Origin of the sequence: Salmonella enterica subsp. enterica serovar Typhimurium str. LT2 (assembly GCF_000006945.2) — a bacterium.
Classification (GTDB): domain Bacteria; phylum Pseudomonadota; class Gammaproteobacteria; order Enterobacterales; family Enterobacteriaceae; genus Salmonella; species Salmonella enterica.
Genome location: NC_003197.2, coordinates 299,021 through 316,697, shown reverse-complemented (window position 1 = coordinate 316,697; position 17,677 = coordinate 299,021). Strand labels below are relative to the sequence as shown.

General features: G+C 54.1%; 17 protein-coding genes, 1 tRNA gene and 12 other annotated features. Of the genes, 9 read left to right on the top strand and 9 right to left on the bottom strand.

Translation table 11 applies throughout. The annotated features are described in order from the left end of the window. Positions 1-57: 57 nt before the first annotated feature. The 5 genes from STM0275 to STM0272 all read right to left on the bottom strand — a co-directional run bounded on the left by STM0275 (position 58) and on the right by STM0272 (position 5,508). Positions 58-390 (bottom strand): putative cytoplasmic protein, encoded by a 333-nt coding sequence (locus STM0275; protein NP_459273.3) that lies wholly within the window; start codon positions 388-390, stop codon positions 58-60. 126 nt (positions 391-516) lie between these two features. Next, positions 517-627, bottom strand: a complete 111-nt coding sequence (locus STM0274A; RefSeq protein NP_459272.1) for an invasol SirA — start codon at positions 625-627, stop codon at positions 517-519. Between the two features lie 62 nt (positions 628-689). After that, positions 690-2,205, bottom strand: a protein-coding gene (locus STM0274; protein NP_459271.1) for a putative cytoplasmic protein. Within the gene, positions 690-2,198 belong to an annotated coding region; the region does not span the whole gene. Beyond that, positions 2,200-2,205, bottom strand: a ribosome-binding site (putative RBS for STM0274; RegulonDB:STMS1H000635). (Overlaps the previous gene by 6 nt.) Positions 2,206-2,221: 16 nt before the next feature. Beyond that, the gene (locus tag STM0273; protein NP_459270.1) for a putative cytoplasmic protein occupies positions 2,222-2,771 on the bottom strand. Within the gene, positions 2,222-2,764 belong to an annotated coding region; the region does not span the whole gene. Continuing rightward, positions 2,766-2,771, bottom strand: a ribosome-binding site (putative RBS for STM0273; RegulonDB:STMS1H000634). (Overlaps the previous gene by 6 nt.) 92 nt (positions 2,772-2,863) lie before the next feature. After that, the gene (locus STM0272; RefSeq protein ID NP_459269.1) for a putative ATPase with chaperone activity occupies positions 2,864-5,508 on the bottom strand. Within the gene, positions 2,864-5,503 belong to an annotated coding region; the region does not span the whole gene. Then, positions 5,503-5,508 (bottom strand) — a ribosome-binding site (putative RBS for STM0272; RegulonDB:STMS1H000633). (Overlaps the previous gene by 6 nt.) A 357-nt stretch (positions 5,509-5,865) precedes the next feature. Further along, positions 5,866-5,871: a ribosome-binding site (putative RBS for STM0271; RegulonDB:STMS1H000632), on the top strand. Between STM0272 and STM0271 the strand changes: the two genes are divergently transcribed. From STM0271 to STM0266, 6 genes are all read left to right on the top strand, one after another. Continuing rightward, positions 5,866-6,773 (top strand): putative cytoplasmic protein gene (locus STM0271; protein ID NP_459268.1). Within the gene, positions 5,871-6,773 belong to an annotated coding region; the region does not span the whole gene. (Overlaps the previous feature by 6 nt.) Next, positions 6,754-6,759, top strand: a ribosome-binding site (putative RBS for STM0270; RegulonDB:STMS1H000631). It overlaps the preceding gene by 6 nt. After that, positions 6,754-7,584 (top strand): putative cytoplasmic protein gene (locus tag STM0270; RefSeq protein NP_459267.1). Within the gene, positions 6,760-7,584 belong to an annotated coding region; the region does not span the whole gene. Before STM0271 ends, STM0270 begins: the two co-directional genes overlap by 20 nt. Continuing rightward, positions 7,573-7,578 (top strand) — a ribosome-binding site (putative RBS for STM0269; RegulonDB:STMS1H000630). It overlaps the preceding gene by 6 nt. Beyond that, the gene (locus STM0269) for a putative cytoplasmic protein (protein ID NP_459266.1) occupies positions 7,573-8,075 on the top strand. Within the gene, positions 7,581-8,075 belong to an annotated coding region; the region does not span the whole gene. Before STM0270 ends, STM0269 begins: the two co-directional genes overlap by 12 nt. A 9-nt stretch (positions 8,076-8,084) precedes the next feature. Next, positions 8,085-8,090 (top strand) — a ribosome-binding site (putative RBS for STM0268; RegulonDB:STMS1H000629). Beyond that, positions 8,085-9,974, top strand: a protein-coding gene (locus tag STM0268; RefSeq protein NP_459265.1) for a putative cytoplasmic protein. Within the gene, positions 8,091-9,974 belong to an annotated coding region; the region does not span the whole gene. Its footprint overlaps the feature before it by 6 nt. Beyond that, positions 9,966-9,971 (top strand) — a ribosome-binding site (putative RBS for STM0267; RegulonDB:STMS1H000628). It overlaps the preceding gene by 6 nt. Beyond that, positions 9,966-10,966, top strand: a protein-coding gene (locus STM0267) for a putative cytoplasmic protein (RefSeq protein ID NP_459264.1). Within the gene, positions 9,971-10,966 belong to an annotated coding region; the region does not span the whole gene. Before STM0268 ends, STM0267 begins: the two co-directional genes overlap by 9 nt. A gap of 10 nt (positions 10,967-10,976) precedes the next feature. Beyond that, on the top strand, positions 10,977-12,032 hold the full coding sequence (locus STM0266) for a putative cytoplasmic protein (RefSeq protein NP_459263.1): 1,056 nt from the start codon (positions 10,977-10,979) through the stop codon (positions 12,030-12,032). 314 nt (positions 12,033-12,346) lie between these two features. Here the strand turns inward: STM0266 and aspV are convergent. After that, positions 12,347-12,420, bottom strand: a tRNA-Sec gene (gene aspV, locus STM0265). Positions 12,421-12,563: 143 nt separating this feature from the next. Then, the gene (gene dnaQ, locus STM0264; protein NP_459262.1) at positions 12,564-13,295 is read right to left on the bottom strand and encodes a DNA polymerase III, epsilon subunit; all 732 of its coding nucleotides are present in this window, start codon (positions 13,293-13,295) and stop codon (positions 12,564-12,566) included. Positions 13,296-13,341: 46 nt separating this feature from the next. Then, positions 13,342-13,347 (top strand) — a ribosome-binding site (putative RBS for rnhA; RegulonDB:STMS1H000626). Here dnaQ and rnhA point away from each other — a divergent pair. Next, positions 13,342-13,826 (top strand): RNase HI gene (rnhA, locus tag STM0263; RefSeq protein ID NP_459261.1). Within the gene, positions 13,359-13,826 belong to an annotated coding region; the region does not span the whole gene. It overlaps the preceding feature by 6 nt. On the opposite strand, the gene yafS is transcribed toward rnhA, so the two are convergent. Next, positions 13,823-14,558 (bottom strand): putative SAM-dependent methyltransferase gene (yafS, locus tag STM0262; protein NP_459260.1). Within the gene, positions 13,823-14,545 belong to an annotated coding region; the region does not span the whole gene. The two genes, rnhA and yafS, sit on opposite strands and share 4 nt — an antisense overlap. Continuing rightward, positions 14,553-14,558 (bottom strand) — a ribosome-binding site (putative RBS for yafS; RegulonDB:STMS1H000625). (Overlaps the previous gene by 6 nt.) Positions 14,559-14,569: 11 nt before the next feature. Then, positions 14,570-14,575: a ribosome-binding site (putative RBS for gloB; RegulonDB:STMS1H000624), on the top strand. Here yafS and gloB point away from each other — a divergent pair. Both gloB and dniR read left to right on the top strand, forming a co-directional pair. Next, positions 14,570-15,335, top strand: a protein-coding gene (gene gloB / locus STM0261; RefSeq protein ID NP_459259.1) for a hydroxyacylglutathione hydrolase. Within the gene, positions 14,580-15,335 belong to an annotated coding region; the region does not span the whole gene. It overlaps the preceding feature by 6 nt. Before the next feature lie 71 nt (positions 15,336-15,406). Further along, complete coding sequence (gene dniR / locus STM0260) at positions 15,407-16,774, top strand: transcriptional regulator for nitrite reductase (cytochrome c552) (protein NP_459258.1); 1,368 nt, start codon at positions 15,407-15,409, stop codon at positions 16,772-16,774. A 55-nt stretch (positions 16,775-16,829) separates the two neighbouring features. Here dniR and yafE read toward each other — a convergent pair. Further along, positions 16,830-17,615 (bottom strand): putative methyltransferase in menaquinone/biotin biosynthesis gene (gene yafE, locus STM0259; protein NP_459257.1). Within the gene, positions 16,830-17,600 belong to an annotated coding region; the region does not span the whole gene. Beyond that, positions 17,610-17,615, bottom strand: a ribosome-binding site (putative RBS for yafE; RegulonDB:STMS1H000623). It overlaps the preceding gene by 6 nt. Positions 17,616-17,677: the final 62 nt, after the last annotated feature.

Genomic DNA, 17,677 nt, shown 5'->3' with positions numbered 1-17,677 from the left:
CATAACTTCCGATAATAAAAACCATAACCTGTACTGAAATTTTCACGTCTCAAATCGCTAATTACAGATAAAAGATACAGACTGGTCTTCTGGCGATCCCTCAAAATTACGAGTCTTACAGCGAGTAGAAGAAGCAGGTATTGGTTGCGTCAACCATATCTGTTCATGACCATAAATACACGAAACCCAATAGCGATCGGTTTCTTTATCGCTACCACGTTCTGTTTCCCATACAGACCAATTTTCACCGTTTACTTTTTTAGTCTCTGGTTTGAGATCCATCAGGTTTTCAGGTTTACCCTGCGTTACCCCAATACTACTTAACCATAAACGCGACATATATCGGGGAGAAAGCTGCCACGCCGCTGGGACATCAGACTTCAGGCTCACAGCAGAAGACTGAGTATCAATAACAGCCGGGCAACTGACTTCCCAGGCTACAGCATATTGTGAAAAGAGCAGAACAATACCAGGTAACAGATGAAAAGTTGGGCTTATGGTCATAATATGTATTTCCTACTCAATGATATAAAAAGCTTCGGCATTGTTACTGGCATTCGGATATGTGTCATCATTACGTACCCCACCTTTACGAGACCGTGGGCGAGACGAAATTCTTTTCTTCATATCCCTCTTTATATTCTCTATCTTCTCTGACTTCACTCGCTTAAACATTCACAAAATATATATCAGGCATTGCCCTGCTTCACTGACGGCAGTTTTGTCACCAGGCGCAGCGATCCCGTCAGCCCTTCAAGCTGGAAATGCGGACGCAGGAAGAATTTCGCGTCGTAATAACCTGGATTGCCTTCGACCTCTTCCACCACTACTTCAGCGGCAGCCAGCGGACGACGGGCTTTAGTTTCTTGCGAGGAGTTCACCGGATCGGCGTCGACATAATTCATAATCCATTCATTTAGCCAGCGCTGCATATCCTCACGCTCTTTAAAGGAACCGATTTTGTCGCGGACGATACATTTGAGGAAGTGAGCGAAGCGCGAGCAGGCGAACAGGTACGGTAGACGGGCAGACAGGTTAGCGTTGGCCGTCGCGTCCGGATCGTAGTATTCCTGTGGTTTTTGCAGCGACTGTGCGCCGATAAAGGCGGCATAGTCTGAGTTTTTACGGTGGATCAACGGGATAAAACCGTTTTTCGCCAGTTCAGCCTCGCGGCGGTCAGAGATGGCGATTTCGGTCGGGCATTTCATGTCCACGCCGCCATCGTCAGTCGGGAAGGTATGGCAGGGAAGATTTTCCACCGCACCGCCTGATTCCACACCGCGAATCAACGTACACCAGCCGTAGTGTTTGAAGGAACGGTTGATGTTTACGCCCATCGCGTAGGCCGCGTTGCTCCAGACGTATTTGGTATGGTCAGAACCATCCGCATCTTCTTCAAAATCAAACTCGTCCACCGGGTTGGTTTTTGCGCCATACGGCAGGCGGGCAAGAAAACGCGGCATCGTCAGGCCAATATAACGGGAGTCTTCGCTAGCCCGCAGCGAGTTCCACGGCGCATATTCCAGGTTCTGGGTGACGATTTTGGTCAGGTCGCGGGGATTCGCCAGTTCCTGCCAGGAGTCCATTTGCAGTACCGAGGGGGAAGCCCCGGCAATAAACGGCGCATGGGCCGACGCGGCGACTTTGGCGATAGAGCCAAGCAGATCCACATCGGGCGGTGTATGGTCGAAGTAGTAATCCGCAATGATACAGCCATAAGGTTCGCCACCTAACTGGCCGTATTCGGCTTCATACAGTTTCTTGAACATCGGGCTTTGATCCCAGGCGATGCCCTTGTAACGCTTCATGTTGCGCCGCAATTCATCTTTTGACAGATTCATGAAGCGAATTTTCAGCTTTTCGTCGGTCTCGGTGTTGTAAACCAGATGCTCCATACCGCGCCACGAGGATTCCAGCTTCTGCCAGTCGGGATGTTGCAGGATCAGTTTGATCTGTTCGGTCAGTTTAAAGTCGATCTGCGCAATAATAGCGCTGATGCTTTTATAGGCGTCATCGCTGACGGTGATCGTGTTCGCCAGCGCCTGTTGCGCCAGCGTCTGCACCGCGGCTTCCACGGCTTTTGCCGCCTGGGTAGTCTTGGGTCGGAAGGCCTGATTCAGCAACGCATCAAATTCACCGGATGCGGAGGCGGTATCCTGAGCAACCGCGTCGGTTGCCTGCATATTACTGTTTGCCATGAAAATTCCTTAAAAATTCGACGTTATTCCGCTGATTCATTATCCGCTGACACATCTTGCTGGGTAGCGGCCGATTTCGGCGCATTCGCCAGCGTTTTCAGCAGAGTCGGGTCCTGCAACAGTTTATTGACCAGATTTTCCGCCCCCGCCTTGCCATCCATGTAGGTCTGGAGGTTCGCCAGTTGAGTGCGGGCTTCCAGTAACTGGTTCAGGGCGTCCACCTTGCGGGCAATCTGTGCCGGCGAAAAGTCGTCCATATTTTCCAGCGTGATATCGACCATCAACTGACCTTCACCCGTCAGCGTATTCGGCACAGCGAACGCCACGCGCGGCGCAATGGCTTTCATGCGCTCATTGAAGTTATCAATATCAATATCGAGGAATTTGCGATCCGTCACCGGCGGCAGTTCTTCACGCGGTTTCCCGGCCAGATCGGCCAGCACCGCCATCACGAACGGCAGCTCGATTTTTTTCTCGGAACCGTAAATCTCTACGTCATATTCAATCTGCACGCGCGGCGCGCGGTTGCGCGCGATGAATTTCTGCGCGCTATTGTTGATAGCCATAATCCTTCATTTCCTTTTTAGTCAACTGGTTGCCGCAAGGGGAGCGGTATACCGGTACAGTTTTTAAAATCGCACTACGGACACTTCGAACGGCCGGTTTCAGCAAACGATCTCAAAAACAATCTGCTCATCACCATTAACGCCGATATCAATCTGCCTGATCGCGGCTTTTTCCGTCATGGCCTGCAACCAGTAGCGCGACAGTCGTGGCAGAATGTGCTGTTCGATGTAGCCAATCAGCAACCGCGCGCCCGTTTCATGCATTGGACAGCACGCCACAATATGTGCGACCAGTTCCTCGCTATACGTCAGCGTCACGCCGTGCTGTTCACTCATCCGCGCCACCAGCCGGTCAAGGTGCAGACGGGCAATCACGCCACGCGACGTTTCGTCCAGCGGCAGGTAAGGGATCACCGTCACGCGGCCCAGAAATGCCGCCGGGAAATGCTTGCGCAATTCCGGCATTAGCGCCTCTTTAAGCCCCGTAGCATCGGGCATTAAGGCCGGATCTTCACACATCTGGCTGATGAGGTCGGAACCCACGTTGGTGGTGAGTAATAGCGTGGTGTTTTTGAAATCGACATGTGTACCCTCGCCGTCCTCCATCCCACCCTTGTCAAACACCTGATAGAAGAGTTCGTGGACGTCATGGTGCGCTTTTTCGATCTCGTCGAGCAGCACTACGCTCCAGGGGTGGCGACGCACCGCTTCCGTCAGCACACCACCCTCGCCATAGCCCACATAGCCGGGCGGCGCGCCTTTCAGCGTGGAAACGGTGTGAGCCTCCTGGAACTCGCTCATATTGATGGTTACCAGGTTCTGCTCGCCGCCGTAGATAGCCTCCGCCAGCGCCAGCGCGGTTTCGGTTTTACCGACACCGGACGGCCCGGCCAGCATAAACACGCCCACCGGTTTGCGTGGATCGCCCAGTCCCGCCCTGGCGGTCTGAATACGTTCACCAATCTGCGCCAGCGCGCCGTCTTGCCCGGTAACGCGTTGCGCCAGTCGGGCAGGCAGTTCCAGCACCTGGCTGGCCTCATCTTTCACCATGCGCCCAGCAGGAATACCGGTCCAGTCGGCGACAATCGCCGCGACAACCGCCGCGCTGACTTCCGGGAACACCACCGGCGCGTCGCCCTGCCACTCCCTTAGCGCCGTTTCGGCCTGTTGCAGCGTGGTTTTGTCATCAGCATCAGACTCTGCGAGACGCAGTTCCTGCAACGTATGTACCAGTTCCAGCTCCCGCTGCCAGCGGGATTCGGATGCAGTCAGTTCATTGTTGAGCGAGAAAATTCGCGCCATCAGCGCATCGCGCCGCTCATCTGACTGAATCCCCATTTTTTCCTGCTTCTGCAACAGCGACCGTTCCATTTCCGCCGCTTTTAGCTGCTGGCGCAGGAACTGTACGCTGGCAGGCGGCGTGTGCAGCGTCAGCGCCACGCGGGCCGCGGCGGTATCCAGCAGGCTGATGGCCTTATCCGGCAACTGCCGGGCGGGAATGTAGCGGTGAGAAAGCTGTACCGCCGCACGTACCGCCTCATCCAGAATCAGTACGTTATGGTGTTTTTCCAGCGTATCCACCAGACCACGCACCATTTCCATTGCGGGGATCTCTTCCGGTTCGGCAATCTGCAACACCTGAAAACGACGGGTCAGCGCCGGATCTTTCTCAATATGGCGCTTGTATTCGCTCCAGGTGGTGGCGCCGATAGTCCGCAGGGTGCCGCGCGCCAGCGCCGGTTTCAGCAGGTTAGCGGCATCGCCCGTGCCGGATGCGCCGCCCGCGCCCACCAGAGTGTGAACTTCATCGACAAACAGAATAACCGGCTGCGGCGAGCGCCCGGCCTCTTCCAGTAACCCTTTCAGACGCGATTCAAACTCGCCTTTCATGCTGGCTCCGGCCAACAGAGCGCCAACGTCCAGCGCCAGTAGCCGTACTTCCCGCAGCGCGGGCGGCACTTCCCCCTGCGCAATCGCGAGGGCAAAACCTTCGACGACCGCCGTTTTCCCGACGCCCGCCTCACCAGTCAGTAGTGGATTATTCTGGCGACGGCGCAGCAGAATATCCGTCATGGTGCGGATTTCATGCTCACGCCCCGTCACCGGGTCGATTTTGCCGTCGCGCGCCTGTGCCGTCATGTCCTGACAGTATTTTGCCAGCGCGGATTTACCGTCCTGCCCGCCGTTGGGAATCGCCTGACTGCTTTCACCGGGAATGGCTGATGCCAGGCCGGAGCCGTCGTAAGGGCGCTCCTGCGCTTCCGGCGATGTTTCGATCAACGAGGGCAGTATTTCCGTCAGTTCATCAACCGGAAGCGTGGCCAGCGGCGCGCAGATACTGCTCAGTACCCGACGCAGTTCTGGCGTGGTCAACAAGGCCAGCAGCAACCAGCCGCTGCGAATTTTGTTATCGCCGTAACGGACGCTCGCCAGCATCCAGGCCTTTTCAACGCTGAGATCGATATGGTGAGAAAAATCACTAATGGCGCTGGCCCCGGCGGGCAGCATATCCAGTTGCCGGAGTAACGCTTTCTCCACATCAGAAAGAGGGATCTGGTAATGCCGAAGAACGTGGAGAATATCGTTATCGGGCTGCTGTGTTAACTGGTGCAGCCAGTGAGTCAGCTCAACCCAGGGATTAGAGCGTAGTTTGCAAAATGCCGTTGCCGATTCCAGCGACCGGAATAGTGGGCCGGCCAGTTTTCCATACAACGCACTGCGTGAAACAGGAGTTTCCATGTGTTATGCCTTGTGACATAAAAATTCATAAAAATAATGCATCAATGCATATAAATATATAAACAATTCTTTATTGATAGCCTCGAAAAAATATCGAAACAAAACAATGATACAGATCAGGGACTAATTAGCAACTAAGCCGTTAATATTAAATAATCAATGAACAGCAAGATAAAAATCGCAATTGCAGAATTAAAAGAAATAATATTTCAAAAAAGACATCTATGCATACAACAATGCATTCACGACGAAAATAATAAAAAGGGTGTCATCAATAATGACTCCCTATAAATTTAGTTAAAATTATTTATGAATTAAAACTCCCTAAACGTTTCCTCCAGAAAAATAAATACATTTAAGGGACATAATGAAACAAGACATGTGGGAATTACGGAAAATACAGTCGCAGGGTATAACGGATAACGCACAGTATCCCGCAGGGACATACATCGTATTTACTGCCGCCGCCCCCTACATTCCGCTTTTTGAGCAACATGGGAAAGACGATATCGCGCTCAGTCTTGTTCGCCACGAAGAGGCGTGGTGGATTGTTAATCACTCTGATGAACTGTGCTGTGCCGTCAATGAGCAGGTGATGGAACCTCATCACCGTATGCGGCTGAATGATGGAGATACGATTGAATGGGGTCTGTCATCCTGGTGCCTTGCCCGCACCAATGATGAGTCCCGTCCCGATGTTTCGTTTCCTCAGTTGGTTCAGTCATCTGAATCCGTTGCTGAGTACCTGGATCTGGACTGGTTTAAACAACAACAGCTCAATCCGCAGAACCCGTTCGATATTATTCCCGTCCGGGAAACCGCATCCTCTTACACTGGCCATGAAGCGGATAGCACACTACACCAGCTTTACCAGGAATATCAGCAGGCATTGCGGCCCTCCGGGCAGGAAAAGCCCCTCCGTGCTAAACCGTTTCCCCGAAATGAAGACGCTGTCACCCAGGATTTGACGTCGTTATACGATAAAAAGGGCGACACCGACACGTTACAGGATATGGTGGCAGGCGCGCCCGGTATTGATGCCATTCTGGATACGCTGGACACGACCGGTGAGGGTGAAATGCACTGGCTGGCGATGGAATCAATGCCCGATATCCTGCAACTGCTCTCGCCGGAACTGGGGGGGAAAACCGCACATAGCGAGATACTGCCCGATCTGACCCGCCGCGAGCATCGTATTATTGGCATCGATAGCCACTACCGAATCACTCCGACACAGAAAAATGGAAATACCGCCCATGAAAAAAACTGACACGCTTCCTGCTACCCTGTCCGCGCTGATACAGGAATACTCTATTGCGGAGGGGATTCAGATGGCGGAGCAGCAGGTTCGGGAAAATCCGGCGAAAGCGCTCTGCCGCCACAGCCTGTTTCAGTTGCTGTGTGTGGCCGGAGACTGGTCGCGGGCGCTACACCAGCTTCAGCTATGCGCCAGGATGGAGGCCAATTATACCCAGGAGGCCCGGCTGTACCGGGAGCTGGTTCGCTGCGAAATGTTCCGCCACACCGTTTTTCAGGGTGAACAACGACCCGGTTTTCTTCTGCCGCAGCCCGTTTGGGTGGAGTCACTGCTGGCGGCACTCGCCTGTCATGACGATACCGGTGAGGTTGATAAACACCGTAATACCGCACTGGAAGCCATAACAGACACGGGCGGGCAGTGGAACGGCGGCGCATTTGACTGGGCGAGCGACAGCGATTCCCGCCTTGGCCCGGTACTTGAGCTAGTCACCGGCGGCGTGTATATCTGGCTGCCGTTTTCGCAAATACGCTCGCTGGAATCGCCGCAACCGACGCGCCTGACTGATCTGCTGTGGAAACCCGTTAATATCACCCTGGTGAATGGCGATACGCACGGCGCCTGGCTCTTTACCCGTTACAGCGGTTCGGAAAGTGCATCCGACGCCCTGCGTCTGTGCAGGGAAACCGCCTGGCAGGACGGCCCCGGCGAAACCACCGTGCGGGCGCTGGGGCAGAAAGTGTGGCTGACCAGCCACGGCGATATCAGCCTGCTGGACATGGCCCATTGTACCTTTCATGCTCAGGAAAACGATGGCGCATGAGCACGTCTCGTTTTACACCCGCTAACCACCTGCTGCCCACGCTGTTTGATCGGCTGTGTGACAATGCTCCGTATCAGAAAATTGACCGGGATATCAGCGTCACGCCGGTACAACTGAAGGAGATCATTCGCCGGGATCTCTCCTTTTTGCTCAATACCATTAGCCACGAGGGTGACATCGACGCCCGGCGCTATCCGCAGGCGGCGGCGTCAGTGCTCAACTATGGCCTGCCGCCGCTGGCGGGCAGCTTTATGTATGAGCATAAGTGGGACGATATCAGCGAGGCGATCCGGCGCGCCATTATCCGTTTCGAACCCCGGCTGAACGCCGCCACACTCAGGGTCACGCCCTTGCTCGATAAAACCCGGCAGGGTAGCTATAACACGCTACAGTTTGAAATTCGCGGACAAATTCTGACGCAGCCGTATCCCACGGAGTTTCTGGTACGCAGCGCGCTGGATATGGAGCTGAGCCGCATTACGTTCTTTTAATACAGGGCATTATTCATGGATCCACGGCTACTGGAGTATTACAACCGCGAACTGAGCTACCTGCGGGAGACCGGTGCTGAGTTCGCCACCCTCCATCCCAAAATTGCCGCCCGACTGGGGATGCAGGGAACCGATATTGCCGACCCGTATGTGGAACGCATGATCGAGGCGTTCAGCTTTCTGAGCGCCCGCACTCAGCTAAAAATTGACGCCGAGTTTCCCCGCTTCACACAGCGGTTACTGGAAGTCGTCAGCCCCAATTACGTCACCCCCACGCCATCGATGGCAGTGGTAAAGCTGTATCCCGATACGCAGGAAGGCGACCTGGCGAAAGGGGTCACCGTGCCGCGCGATACCGCGTTCGTTTCCCCCATCCCGGAAGGCGAAAATACCGCCTGCCAGTTTCGCAGCAGCCAGGACGTCACGCTGTGGCCGCTGTCCATCGAGGAGGTACGCCTGACCGCCGCGCCGCCGGATATGCCCGCCCTGCACCGCTATCTGCCGCCTAATATTCATGTCGCCGGGGCATTGCGCATCACCCTGCGAACCTTCGGGGAACTGACTTTCAGCGAGCTGGCCGGTCCGGCACGGCTGCCCTTTTACCTCTGCGGCGAAGAACGCATTGCGTCACACCTGTTTGAGCTGCTACATACCAGCGCCGTCGCCACACTGGCCGGTGAACCCGGTCACTTTGACGGCGAACTGAATGTGAATCTTCAACACCCGGTGGCGCACGAAGGGCTGGAGCCAGGGCAGGGGCTGCTACCGCTCGCCTGGAACGTGTTTCACGGCCATAATCTGCTGCATGAATTTTTCGCCTGTCCGGAACGGTTTTACTTCTTCACCCCGACCGGATTGTCTGCCGGGTTACAAAAGGTGCAGGGCAATGTGGCGGAAATTGTCATACTGCTTAACCGCCTGCCGCCGGACTGGCTGATTCATCAGACGGACGCTGCACAGTTCAGCCTGTTCTGTACGCCGGTGATCAACCTGTTTCCTCGCACCACCACCCGGATTGAAGTCACTCACAGCGTGACGGAACAGCATCTGGTGGTGGATCGTACCCGTCCGCTGGATTACGAGGTGTTTTCTGTTCAGGAAGTCGAAGGCCTGGAAGCGGAAACCACACGGAAGATGATTTTTCGTCCGCTGTATCACACCCGTAATAATGACGAAGGCAACCACGGGCGTTATTTTTCACTGCGTCGTGAACCGCGCCGCTCGTCAGAAAACGCCCGCCGCTATGGCACCCGAACCCCCTATACCGGCTCGGAAGTCTTCCTCTCGCTGGTTGATCAGCATGAAGCGCCCTACCCGGAAAATCTGCGCCATATCACCGTCACGGCAATGGTGACTAACCGCGATCTGCCCTGCCTTATTCCACGTAATGGCCGGGATGATCTGACCGTAGATGCGGCGATTCCGGTGGCGGGCGTGGGTCTTATCAGACCGCCGCGCCCGCCGCAGCCGCCGCTGGCTGAACGCGAAATGGCCTGGCGGCTGATCCGGCAGTTGTCGTTTAATTATCTGCCGCTGGCCGATCTGGATCACCGCACCGGCGGCCAGGCGCTGCGCGATCTGCTGAATCTGTTTATCCCGGCTCACGACAGCCCGCAGTCGCGCCAGGTGCGCAGCCTGATTGGCTGCAAAACCACCCCGGTGACCCGCCGCCTGCCCGGCTCCGGCCTGTTGGTCTATGGCCGGGGCGTCAGTTGCGAACTGACCGTGGACGAAGAAGGATTTTCCGGTATCAGTCCTTACCTGTTCGGTCTGGTGCTGGAACACTATATTGCCCGCCATGTTTCCATTAATACCTTCTCGCAGATGACGCTGCACTCGATGCAACGCGGGCATGTCATGACCTGGCCGGTCAGAACCGGGCAACGGGGGAGCGTATGACCGGCGCTCTCAACCAGGCGCAGAAAACCCCCTGGCGTTACGGATTCCTGAACCTGATGCGGCGCGTGGATGCCCAGCTCTGTGATACTCCGGCAGGCAGTATCTGGCAGCCACGGATGGAAAAATTCCGTCTGGGACAGACGCCGACGATGACCTTTGCGCCACGGGAAATCGCCCAGGTCAGCTGGCAGGATGGACGCCTGCACCTGAGCCTGTACAGCCTCGGACTATGGGGGCCAAACGGCCCGTTGCCGCTGCACTATACCGAGCTGGCACTGAACCGCTCAGAGAGTCGTCACGATCCGACGCTGGTTCATTTTTCCAATATTTTTCACCACCGCTGGCTGACGCAGTTCTGGCAGGCATGGCGCAGCGCCCAGTCCGCTGGTGGCGGGCTGGACAAACCGGAACACGACCGTTTTGCGTTTTATATCGCCAGTCTCAGCGGGCAGGATCTACGGGAAAGCGCCGAAAGCCCGCTGTCAGATCATGTTCGCCTGGCAGCCTCCGCCCATCTGGTACGCGAATCGCGCAATCCTGACGGGCTGGCCGCCACGCTGGCGCACTATTTCAGCGTACCTTTTGCGGTGAAAGAATTCGCCCTGCACTGGATAACGGTGGCGAACGATGAAATCACCCGTCTGGGCACGCCCGCGCAGTCTTCGGTGCTGGGCAACGGGGCGCTTATCGGCCAGGCCGTACCGGATATGCAGTACAAATTCCGGCTAATTATCGGCCCGCTCACGCTGGAGGATTACCTGCGTTTTCTGCCCGGCGGCAACAATCTGCCCGTGCTGACAGAACTGGTGCGTACGTTCATCGGTTTTGAATATTGCTGGGAAATTGAGCTGCAGTTGAAGCCTCATGCCGCACCGCCTGCGGTGATCGGCGGCGCGCAGCGGCTTGGCTGGACGGCCTGGGCAGGTAAAGCCATGCATGACCGTCCGGTGACCGGCATGATTTTTGAACCTGAACACGGCTTAACCCACTGAGAGTAATGATATGGACATGTCCCTGACTAAACCGGTAAGCGCGGAACAACCCTGCGGCCCCGATCCGGAGTACGATCCGGAATACCTGCTGCTGTTCAGCCGCGCCGCCCCCCAGGCGGAGGCGCAATATGGTGATTTTGTCAGTACGCCGGAAGCCGTGAACTGGCCGGAAATTGAACGTGATGCGCGCCGTCTGCTCACGCGCAGTAAGGATATCCGGGTGTTGATCCTGCTGCTGCGCAGTCGCATCCAGCAGGCTGGCGCACAGGGACTGGCGGAAATGCTCACACAACTGGCAGAACTGAGCGTAATCTGGTCTGATGCACTCCATCCACAGCTGCTTACCGGCGAAGGCGCATCCGCAGAATCTATTGAAGATGCGTCGCTGGCGCGCAGTAATGCCCTGGCGGCGCTGCTGGATCACGAAGGCGTGATGGCGGACATTCGCGGTATTACGCTGTCAAACAGTGCCGCCCTGCGCCTACAGGTACGGGATGTGGAGCGCGCGTTATCCGCTCCCCGCCCGGCTGATGCGCTGGCCCCCGAATCCGTCCGCCAGCAACTGGCCGACCTCGAAGCCCGTGGGGCATTACCGCTGGCGGCGTTTCGCGAAGCGCAGGAAAGCGCAGAACGCCTGCAAGTGTGGGCGCGTGAGACATTAGGCGATCTGGCTCCAGATTTTTCACGCCTGCGGCAGTTGTTAGCGCTGCTGCCTGACGTGGTACAGACAACCACACCGGAAATCCCTCCGTCGCCAGCGCCAGTGCCAGACCCCGCAGGCACGGTTATGGATAATGCCGTTCCGGCACGGGCAGAGGATGTGCCGCCTGTCAACGCGCCACCCGGTATATCCCTCCCACACAATGCTGAACCGGGGCCAATTCGCGATCGTAATGATGCGCTGGAACGCCTGCGGTGCATTCGTCGCTGGTTTGAGAGCAGTGAACCCAGTAGCCCGACCATCCCACTGTTACGCCAGGCTGAAAGACTGGTGGGAAAACGGTTCTCGGAGGTGATCAATGAGATCCCGGTGGAGTTGCTGGAGAAGTGGGATGCCCTGGAGTGATGATGCGCATGTCTGGCGGTTCTCCGTAATTATCTGAGTGATATCAACATTACGCAGTCTGCTTCTGCGCTGAACATGTCCCGATCCCGGTTAAGCACCGCCATGAGGCCGCGCCTTAAATGTCAGTGGGATCAAAATAGCCATGACAGTGAAAGAAGTGGCGGTAATATCCTGTTCGTCATCCAGGCGTAGGCCCATTTGCGCCAGATTCCACGATAGACGGTGGAACTTCTTGAAGACGAAAAAAAACCGTATCCCTTTTACAGTGATACGGTTTTTTTTACTTCACAGGATGTATAAAAACACCCTGAGATTTGTATCTGGCGGAACGGACGGGACTCGAACCCGCGACCCCCTGCGTGACAGGCAGGTATTCTAACCAACTGAACTACCGCTCCGTGATGTTCCCGCTGGGAACGAGGCGAATATTACGGTTTGCGGTGTCGCCCGTCAACGCTTTTTCTCACCTTTTGAATCAGTTGCTGCAAAAATCGCCCGAAGGATGATTTTTATAGCCTAAAAAGGAATAAATTACGCCCGCCAAAGGCAACTTCCGCCCTTTTTCTGCACCAGATCAAGCCTCGATTCATGCGCAGCCAGCTCTTCCTCAGAGGCAAAAACGACCCGTAACCGGCTGGCCTGGCGAACGATTCGCTGAATGGTCGCCTCACCTTGCTGCCGTTGCGTCTCTCCTTCCATCGCAAACGTCATGGACGTTTGTCCGCCCGTCATCGCCAGATACACTTCAGCAAGGATCTGGGCATCGAGCAATGCGCCGTGCAAAGTACGTTTGCTATTATCTATCTCATAACGCGAACACAGTGCATCAAGGCTGTTACGCTTGCCGGGGAACATTTTCCGCGCCAACGCCAGGCTGTCGGTAACTTTGCAGAAAGTATTGGTTTTAGGAATATCGCGTTTAAGCAGACCAAACTCATAATCCATAAAGCCGATATCGAACGATGCGTTATGGATGACCAGCTCCGCGCCGCGGATATAATCAAGAAACTCATCGACCACATCAGCAAAAACCGGCTTATCCAGCAGAAACTCATCGGCAATACCGTGTACGCCAAAAGCCTCTGGATCGACAAGGCGATCGGGCTTCAGGTAAACATGAAAATTGTTGCCGGTCAGACGACGGTTTATCACCTCAACCGCACCGATCTCAATAATCTTGTGACCTTCATAGTGCGCGCCTATCTGATTCATACCGGTGGTTTCGGTATCGAGGACAATCTGTCGTGTAATTGCAGTGCTCATATCGGTCATTTATGTCAGACTTGCGTTTTGTTATCGATTTCAATTACAGGAAGTCTACCAGAGATGCTTAAACAGGTAGAAATTTTCACCGATGGCTCTTGCCTGGGGAATCCAGGGCCTGGTGGTTATGGCGCTATCTTACGCTATCGCGGTCATGAAAAAACGTTTAGTGAAGGTTACACGCTGACCACCAATAACCGTATGGAACTGATGGCGGCGATCGTCGCGCTTGAAGCGTTAAAAGAACATTGCGAAGTAACATTGAGCACCGACAGCCAATATGTGCGGCAAGGAATTACCCAATGGATTCATAACTGGAAGAAACGCGGCTGGAAAACAGCGGAAAAGAAACCCGTAAAAAATGTCGATCTCTGGAAACGTCTCGATGCTGCGTTAGGTCAGCATCAGATCAAATGGGTATGGGTCAAAGGCCATGCAGGCCATCCCGAAAACGAGCGTTGTGATGAACTGGCGCGCGCCGCGGCAATGAATCCCACGCAGGAAGATAGTGGCTACCAGGCGGAAGCTTAGCCATCCGGTTTGCGATATTGCCGGGTGGCGCCAACGGTCTGGCGGATAGGGGTTTTACTTTTATTATGTCGCAGCGGATTAAGCGTAAGCGGGATGGTCCGCTTACGGGCCACAATAAGCTGTAAACAGCCCAGCGCCGGGATATGCGTATTTAAAAGCCGCCCCCCCTGCTTTTTCCAGGGTAAGACATGAAAACGGCTATAATGTAGCACTTCGAAATTGAGTAAAGACAGCCAGTCCAGTTGCCGCATAAGGGTAAACATCCGACTATTATAGGGCGGTGTTTTACGTAAAACGGGTACCAGTTTACGTAACCCCATCAAACTCAGCGGGTTAAATCCACTAATGACCAGCCAACCGTCATCAATCAATACGCGGTCGGCTTCCCGCAATAAACGGTGCGGGTCGGTACACCACGGCAAAGTATGCGCCAGCAGACAAACATCGACGGATTTATCTGCAAAAGGAAGATGTAGCGGATCGGCCAGAACCTGCATCGGCGACCCCTGCGATGAAACATTCACCTGATGGGAGACCGCGCACGCTTCGGAATTGATTTCTGCGCTTAAATTACCGATTTTAAGCAAATGGAAACCATACATTTTTGCAAACCACGGATTTAGCTGCTGTTCCAGCGCCTCACGGTAGTAATTGCCCCAGGGCAACTCACCCCAACATCCGGGCGCAACGACAGTTTGAGAGAGCCTTGCCGGTTTCATCGCAACCTTCCGCTAATTATTTGAGAGGTAATATATGAATCTTAACAGTATTCCCGCGTTTCAGGACAATTACATCTGGGTGCTGACCAATGATGAAGGCCGCTGTGTGATTGTTGATCCCGGCGAAGCGGCCCCCGTCTTAAAGGCCATTGCTGAACATAAGTGGATGCCGGAGGCGATTTTTTTGACGCATCACCATCACGACCATGTTGGCGGAGTCAAAGAGCTGTTGCAACACTTCCCGCAAATGACGGTTTATGGACCGGCGGAAACGCAAGACAAGGGAGCAACCCATCTTGTTGGCGATGGCGATACTATTCGCGTTTTAGGCGAGAAATTTACTCTTTTTGCCACGCCGGGCCACACGTTAGGACACGTCTGTTACTTTAGCCGCCCTTACTTATTCTGCGGCGACACGCTGTTTTCCGGCGGCTGTGGTCGACTGTTTGAAGGCACGCCATCACAGATGTATCAGTCACTTATGAAAATTAACTCTCTGCCTGACGACACGCTCATTTGCTGCGCTCACGAATACACTTTAGCTAACATTAAGTTCGCATTGAGCATACTTCCGCACGATTCGTTCATAAATGAATATTATCGTAAAGTTAAAGAGTTACGTGTAAAAAAACAAATGACATTACCCGTTATTCTTAAAAATGAGCGTAAGATTAATCTTTTTTTAAGAACTGAAGATATTGATTTAATTAACGAAATAAACAAAGAAACAATATTGCAACAACCAGAAGCGCGTTTTGCATGGTTAAGGTCAAAGAAAGACACGTTCTGATAATTCTTACTTGTCATTCGCTAACTTCGCCGTTATGATCGGTCGTCTTTTAAGCAACTATTGACACACACATGAAGGCAAAAGCGATATTACTCGCCTCTGTCCTGCTTGTGGGGTGCCAGACGTCTCAGAACACTGGCAACGTCCAACAGCACGCACAGAGCCTTTCTGCAGCTGGTCAAGGGGAAGCAGGAAAGTTTACGAGTCAGGCACGATGGATGGACGACGGAACGTCTATCGCGCCAGATCAGGACTTGTGGGCTTTCATTGGCGACGAGCTAAAGATGGGAATTCCGGAAAACAGCCGGATTCGCGAACAGAAACAGAAGTATTTACGCAATAAGAGCTATCTCCACGATGTAACTTTACGGGCAGAGCCGTATATGTACTGGATAGCGGGGCAGGTTAAGAAACGTAACATGCCTATGGAGCTGGTACTACTACCCATAGTGGAGAGCGCTTTTGATCCTCACGCAACGTCTGGCGCCAATGCCGCAGGCATCTGGCAGATCATACCGAGCACAGGGCGCAATTATGGTTTAAAGCAGACCCGTAATTATGACGCGCGTCGCGATGTTGTAGCCTCTACGACCGCCGCGTTAGACATGATGCAGCGTCTGAACAAAATGTTTGACGGCGACTGGCTGTTAACCGTTGCAGCGTATAACAGCGGCGAAGGCCGTGTTATGCGGGCAATTAAAGCAAACAAAGCGCGTGGAAAACCGACGGATTTCTGGTCGCTTTCTTTGCCCAGAGAAACAAAACTCTACGTACCTAAGATGCTGGCATTGAGTGAAATTCTCAAAAACAGCAAACGCTACGGCGTACGTCTGCCAACAACAGATGAAAGCCGAGCGCTGGCACGAGTTCGTTTAAACAGTCCAGTTGAAATGGCGCAGGTTGCGGATATGGCGGGCATGTCTATCAGCAAGCTGAAGACGTTTAATGCCGGTGTAAAAGGGTCTACCTTAGGCGTAAGCGGTCCGCAATATGTTATGGTGCCCAAAAAGCATGCCGAGCAGTTGCGTGAGTCGCTGGCTTCCGGTGAGATTGACGCCGTTCAGTCCCAACTGATCGCCGACAATACGCCGTTGAATAGCCGTAGCTATAAGGTGCGCTCTGGCGATACGCTTTCCGGTATTGCTTCGCGGCTTGGCGTAAGCACGAAGGACTTGCAGCAGTGGAACAACCTGCGTGGTTCACGCCTGAAAATCGGGCAAAGCCTGACCGTGGGCGCTGGCAGCAGCGCGCAACGACTGGCAAACAATAGCGATAGCATTACCTATCGTGTCCGTAAAGGCGATTCGCTTTCCAGTATCGCCAGACGTCACGGGGTGAATATCAAAGATGTGATGCGCTGGAACCATGATACGGATAATCTACAACCGGGCGATCAGCTTACGTTGTTTGTGAAGGACAATAGCACGCCAGACTCCTGATATTGTCCGACGAAAAAGCCAAAAGGCGCCGCTTCCCCCGGCGCCTTTTAAATTGCTATACCGCTTTATGCGCTTCCAGCATGATAGTATCGCTGCTAAACGAACCGTCATCCTGCAACTCAAAATAACGCTTCACCTCTACCGGGGCGCTCGCCTGATATAATCGAATCGCCTCAACCAACGGCGCTGGCGTACGCATCCGCGTTACCCATGAGCGAAACTCCAGCGATAAACGATCTGTTATCACGGTATTCGTTACCAGCATCGCGTTATTGACCATCGCCAGCCATTCGCCACTGGAATAGTTACGGACATGCGACGTGTCGCGTAACGCCTCCACCGTTTGCAGCCAGATATCGCGTACAGGATGTCCAGGCGACATGACATCCATGATAATCAGCACGCCACCGGGCTTTAATACACGATTAACCTCACGCAATGCCTGACCAACGTCGTGCCAGTGATGCGCGGAATAGCGGCTAATCACCACCTCAAACGATGCATCTTCAAAGGGCAGTTTTTCGGCATAGCCTTGCCGGAGAGTAATATTACTTAAATGTCTTTCTTCCGCCGCTCCAGCGACAACCTCAAGCATGCTGGCGGATAAATCGTATGCCACGACCGAGTTGGCATGTTGCGCAGCGACAAAACTCGCGTGTCCAGCCCCACATCCCATATCCAGTACGCTCGCGTGGGAAAAATCAGACAACCTTTGCGCCAGCCGCGCTAAGTCACGACCCGCTGCGTGAACGGCGCTATGTAAATAGGCGTTCGCCTGTGAACCAAACTGCTTTTCAACATTGTCATGGTGGGAATGCGTTGTCATGGTAGTGCCCTTCTGTTATGAGAAAAATAGAGGGCAGCACCCGCAGAGGCCTGCCCCACGGCAGACCTGACTCACCT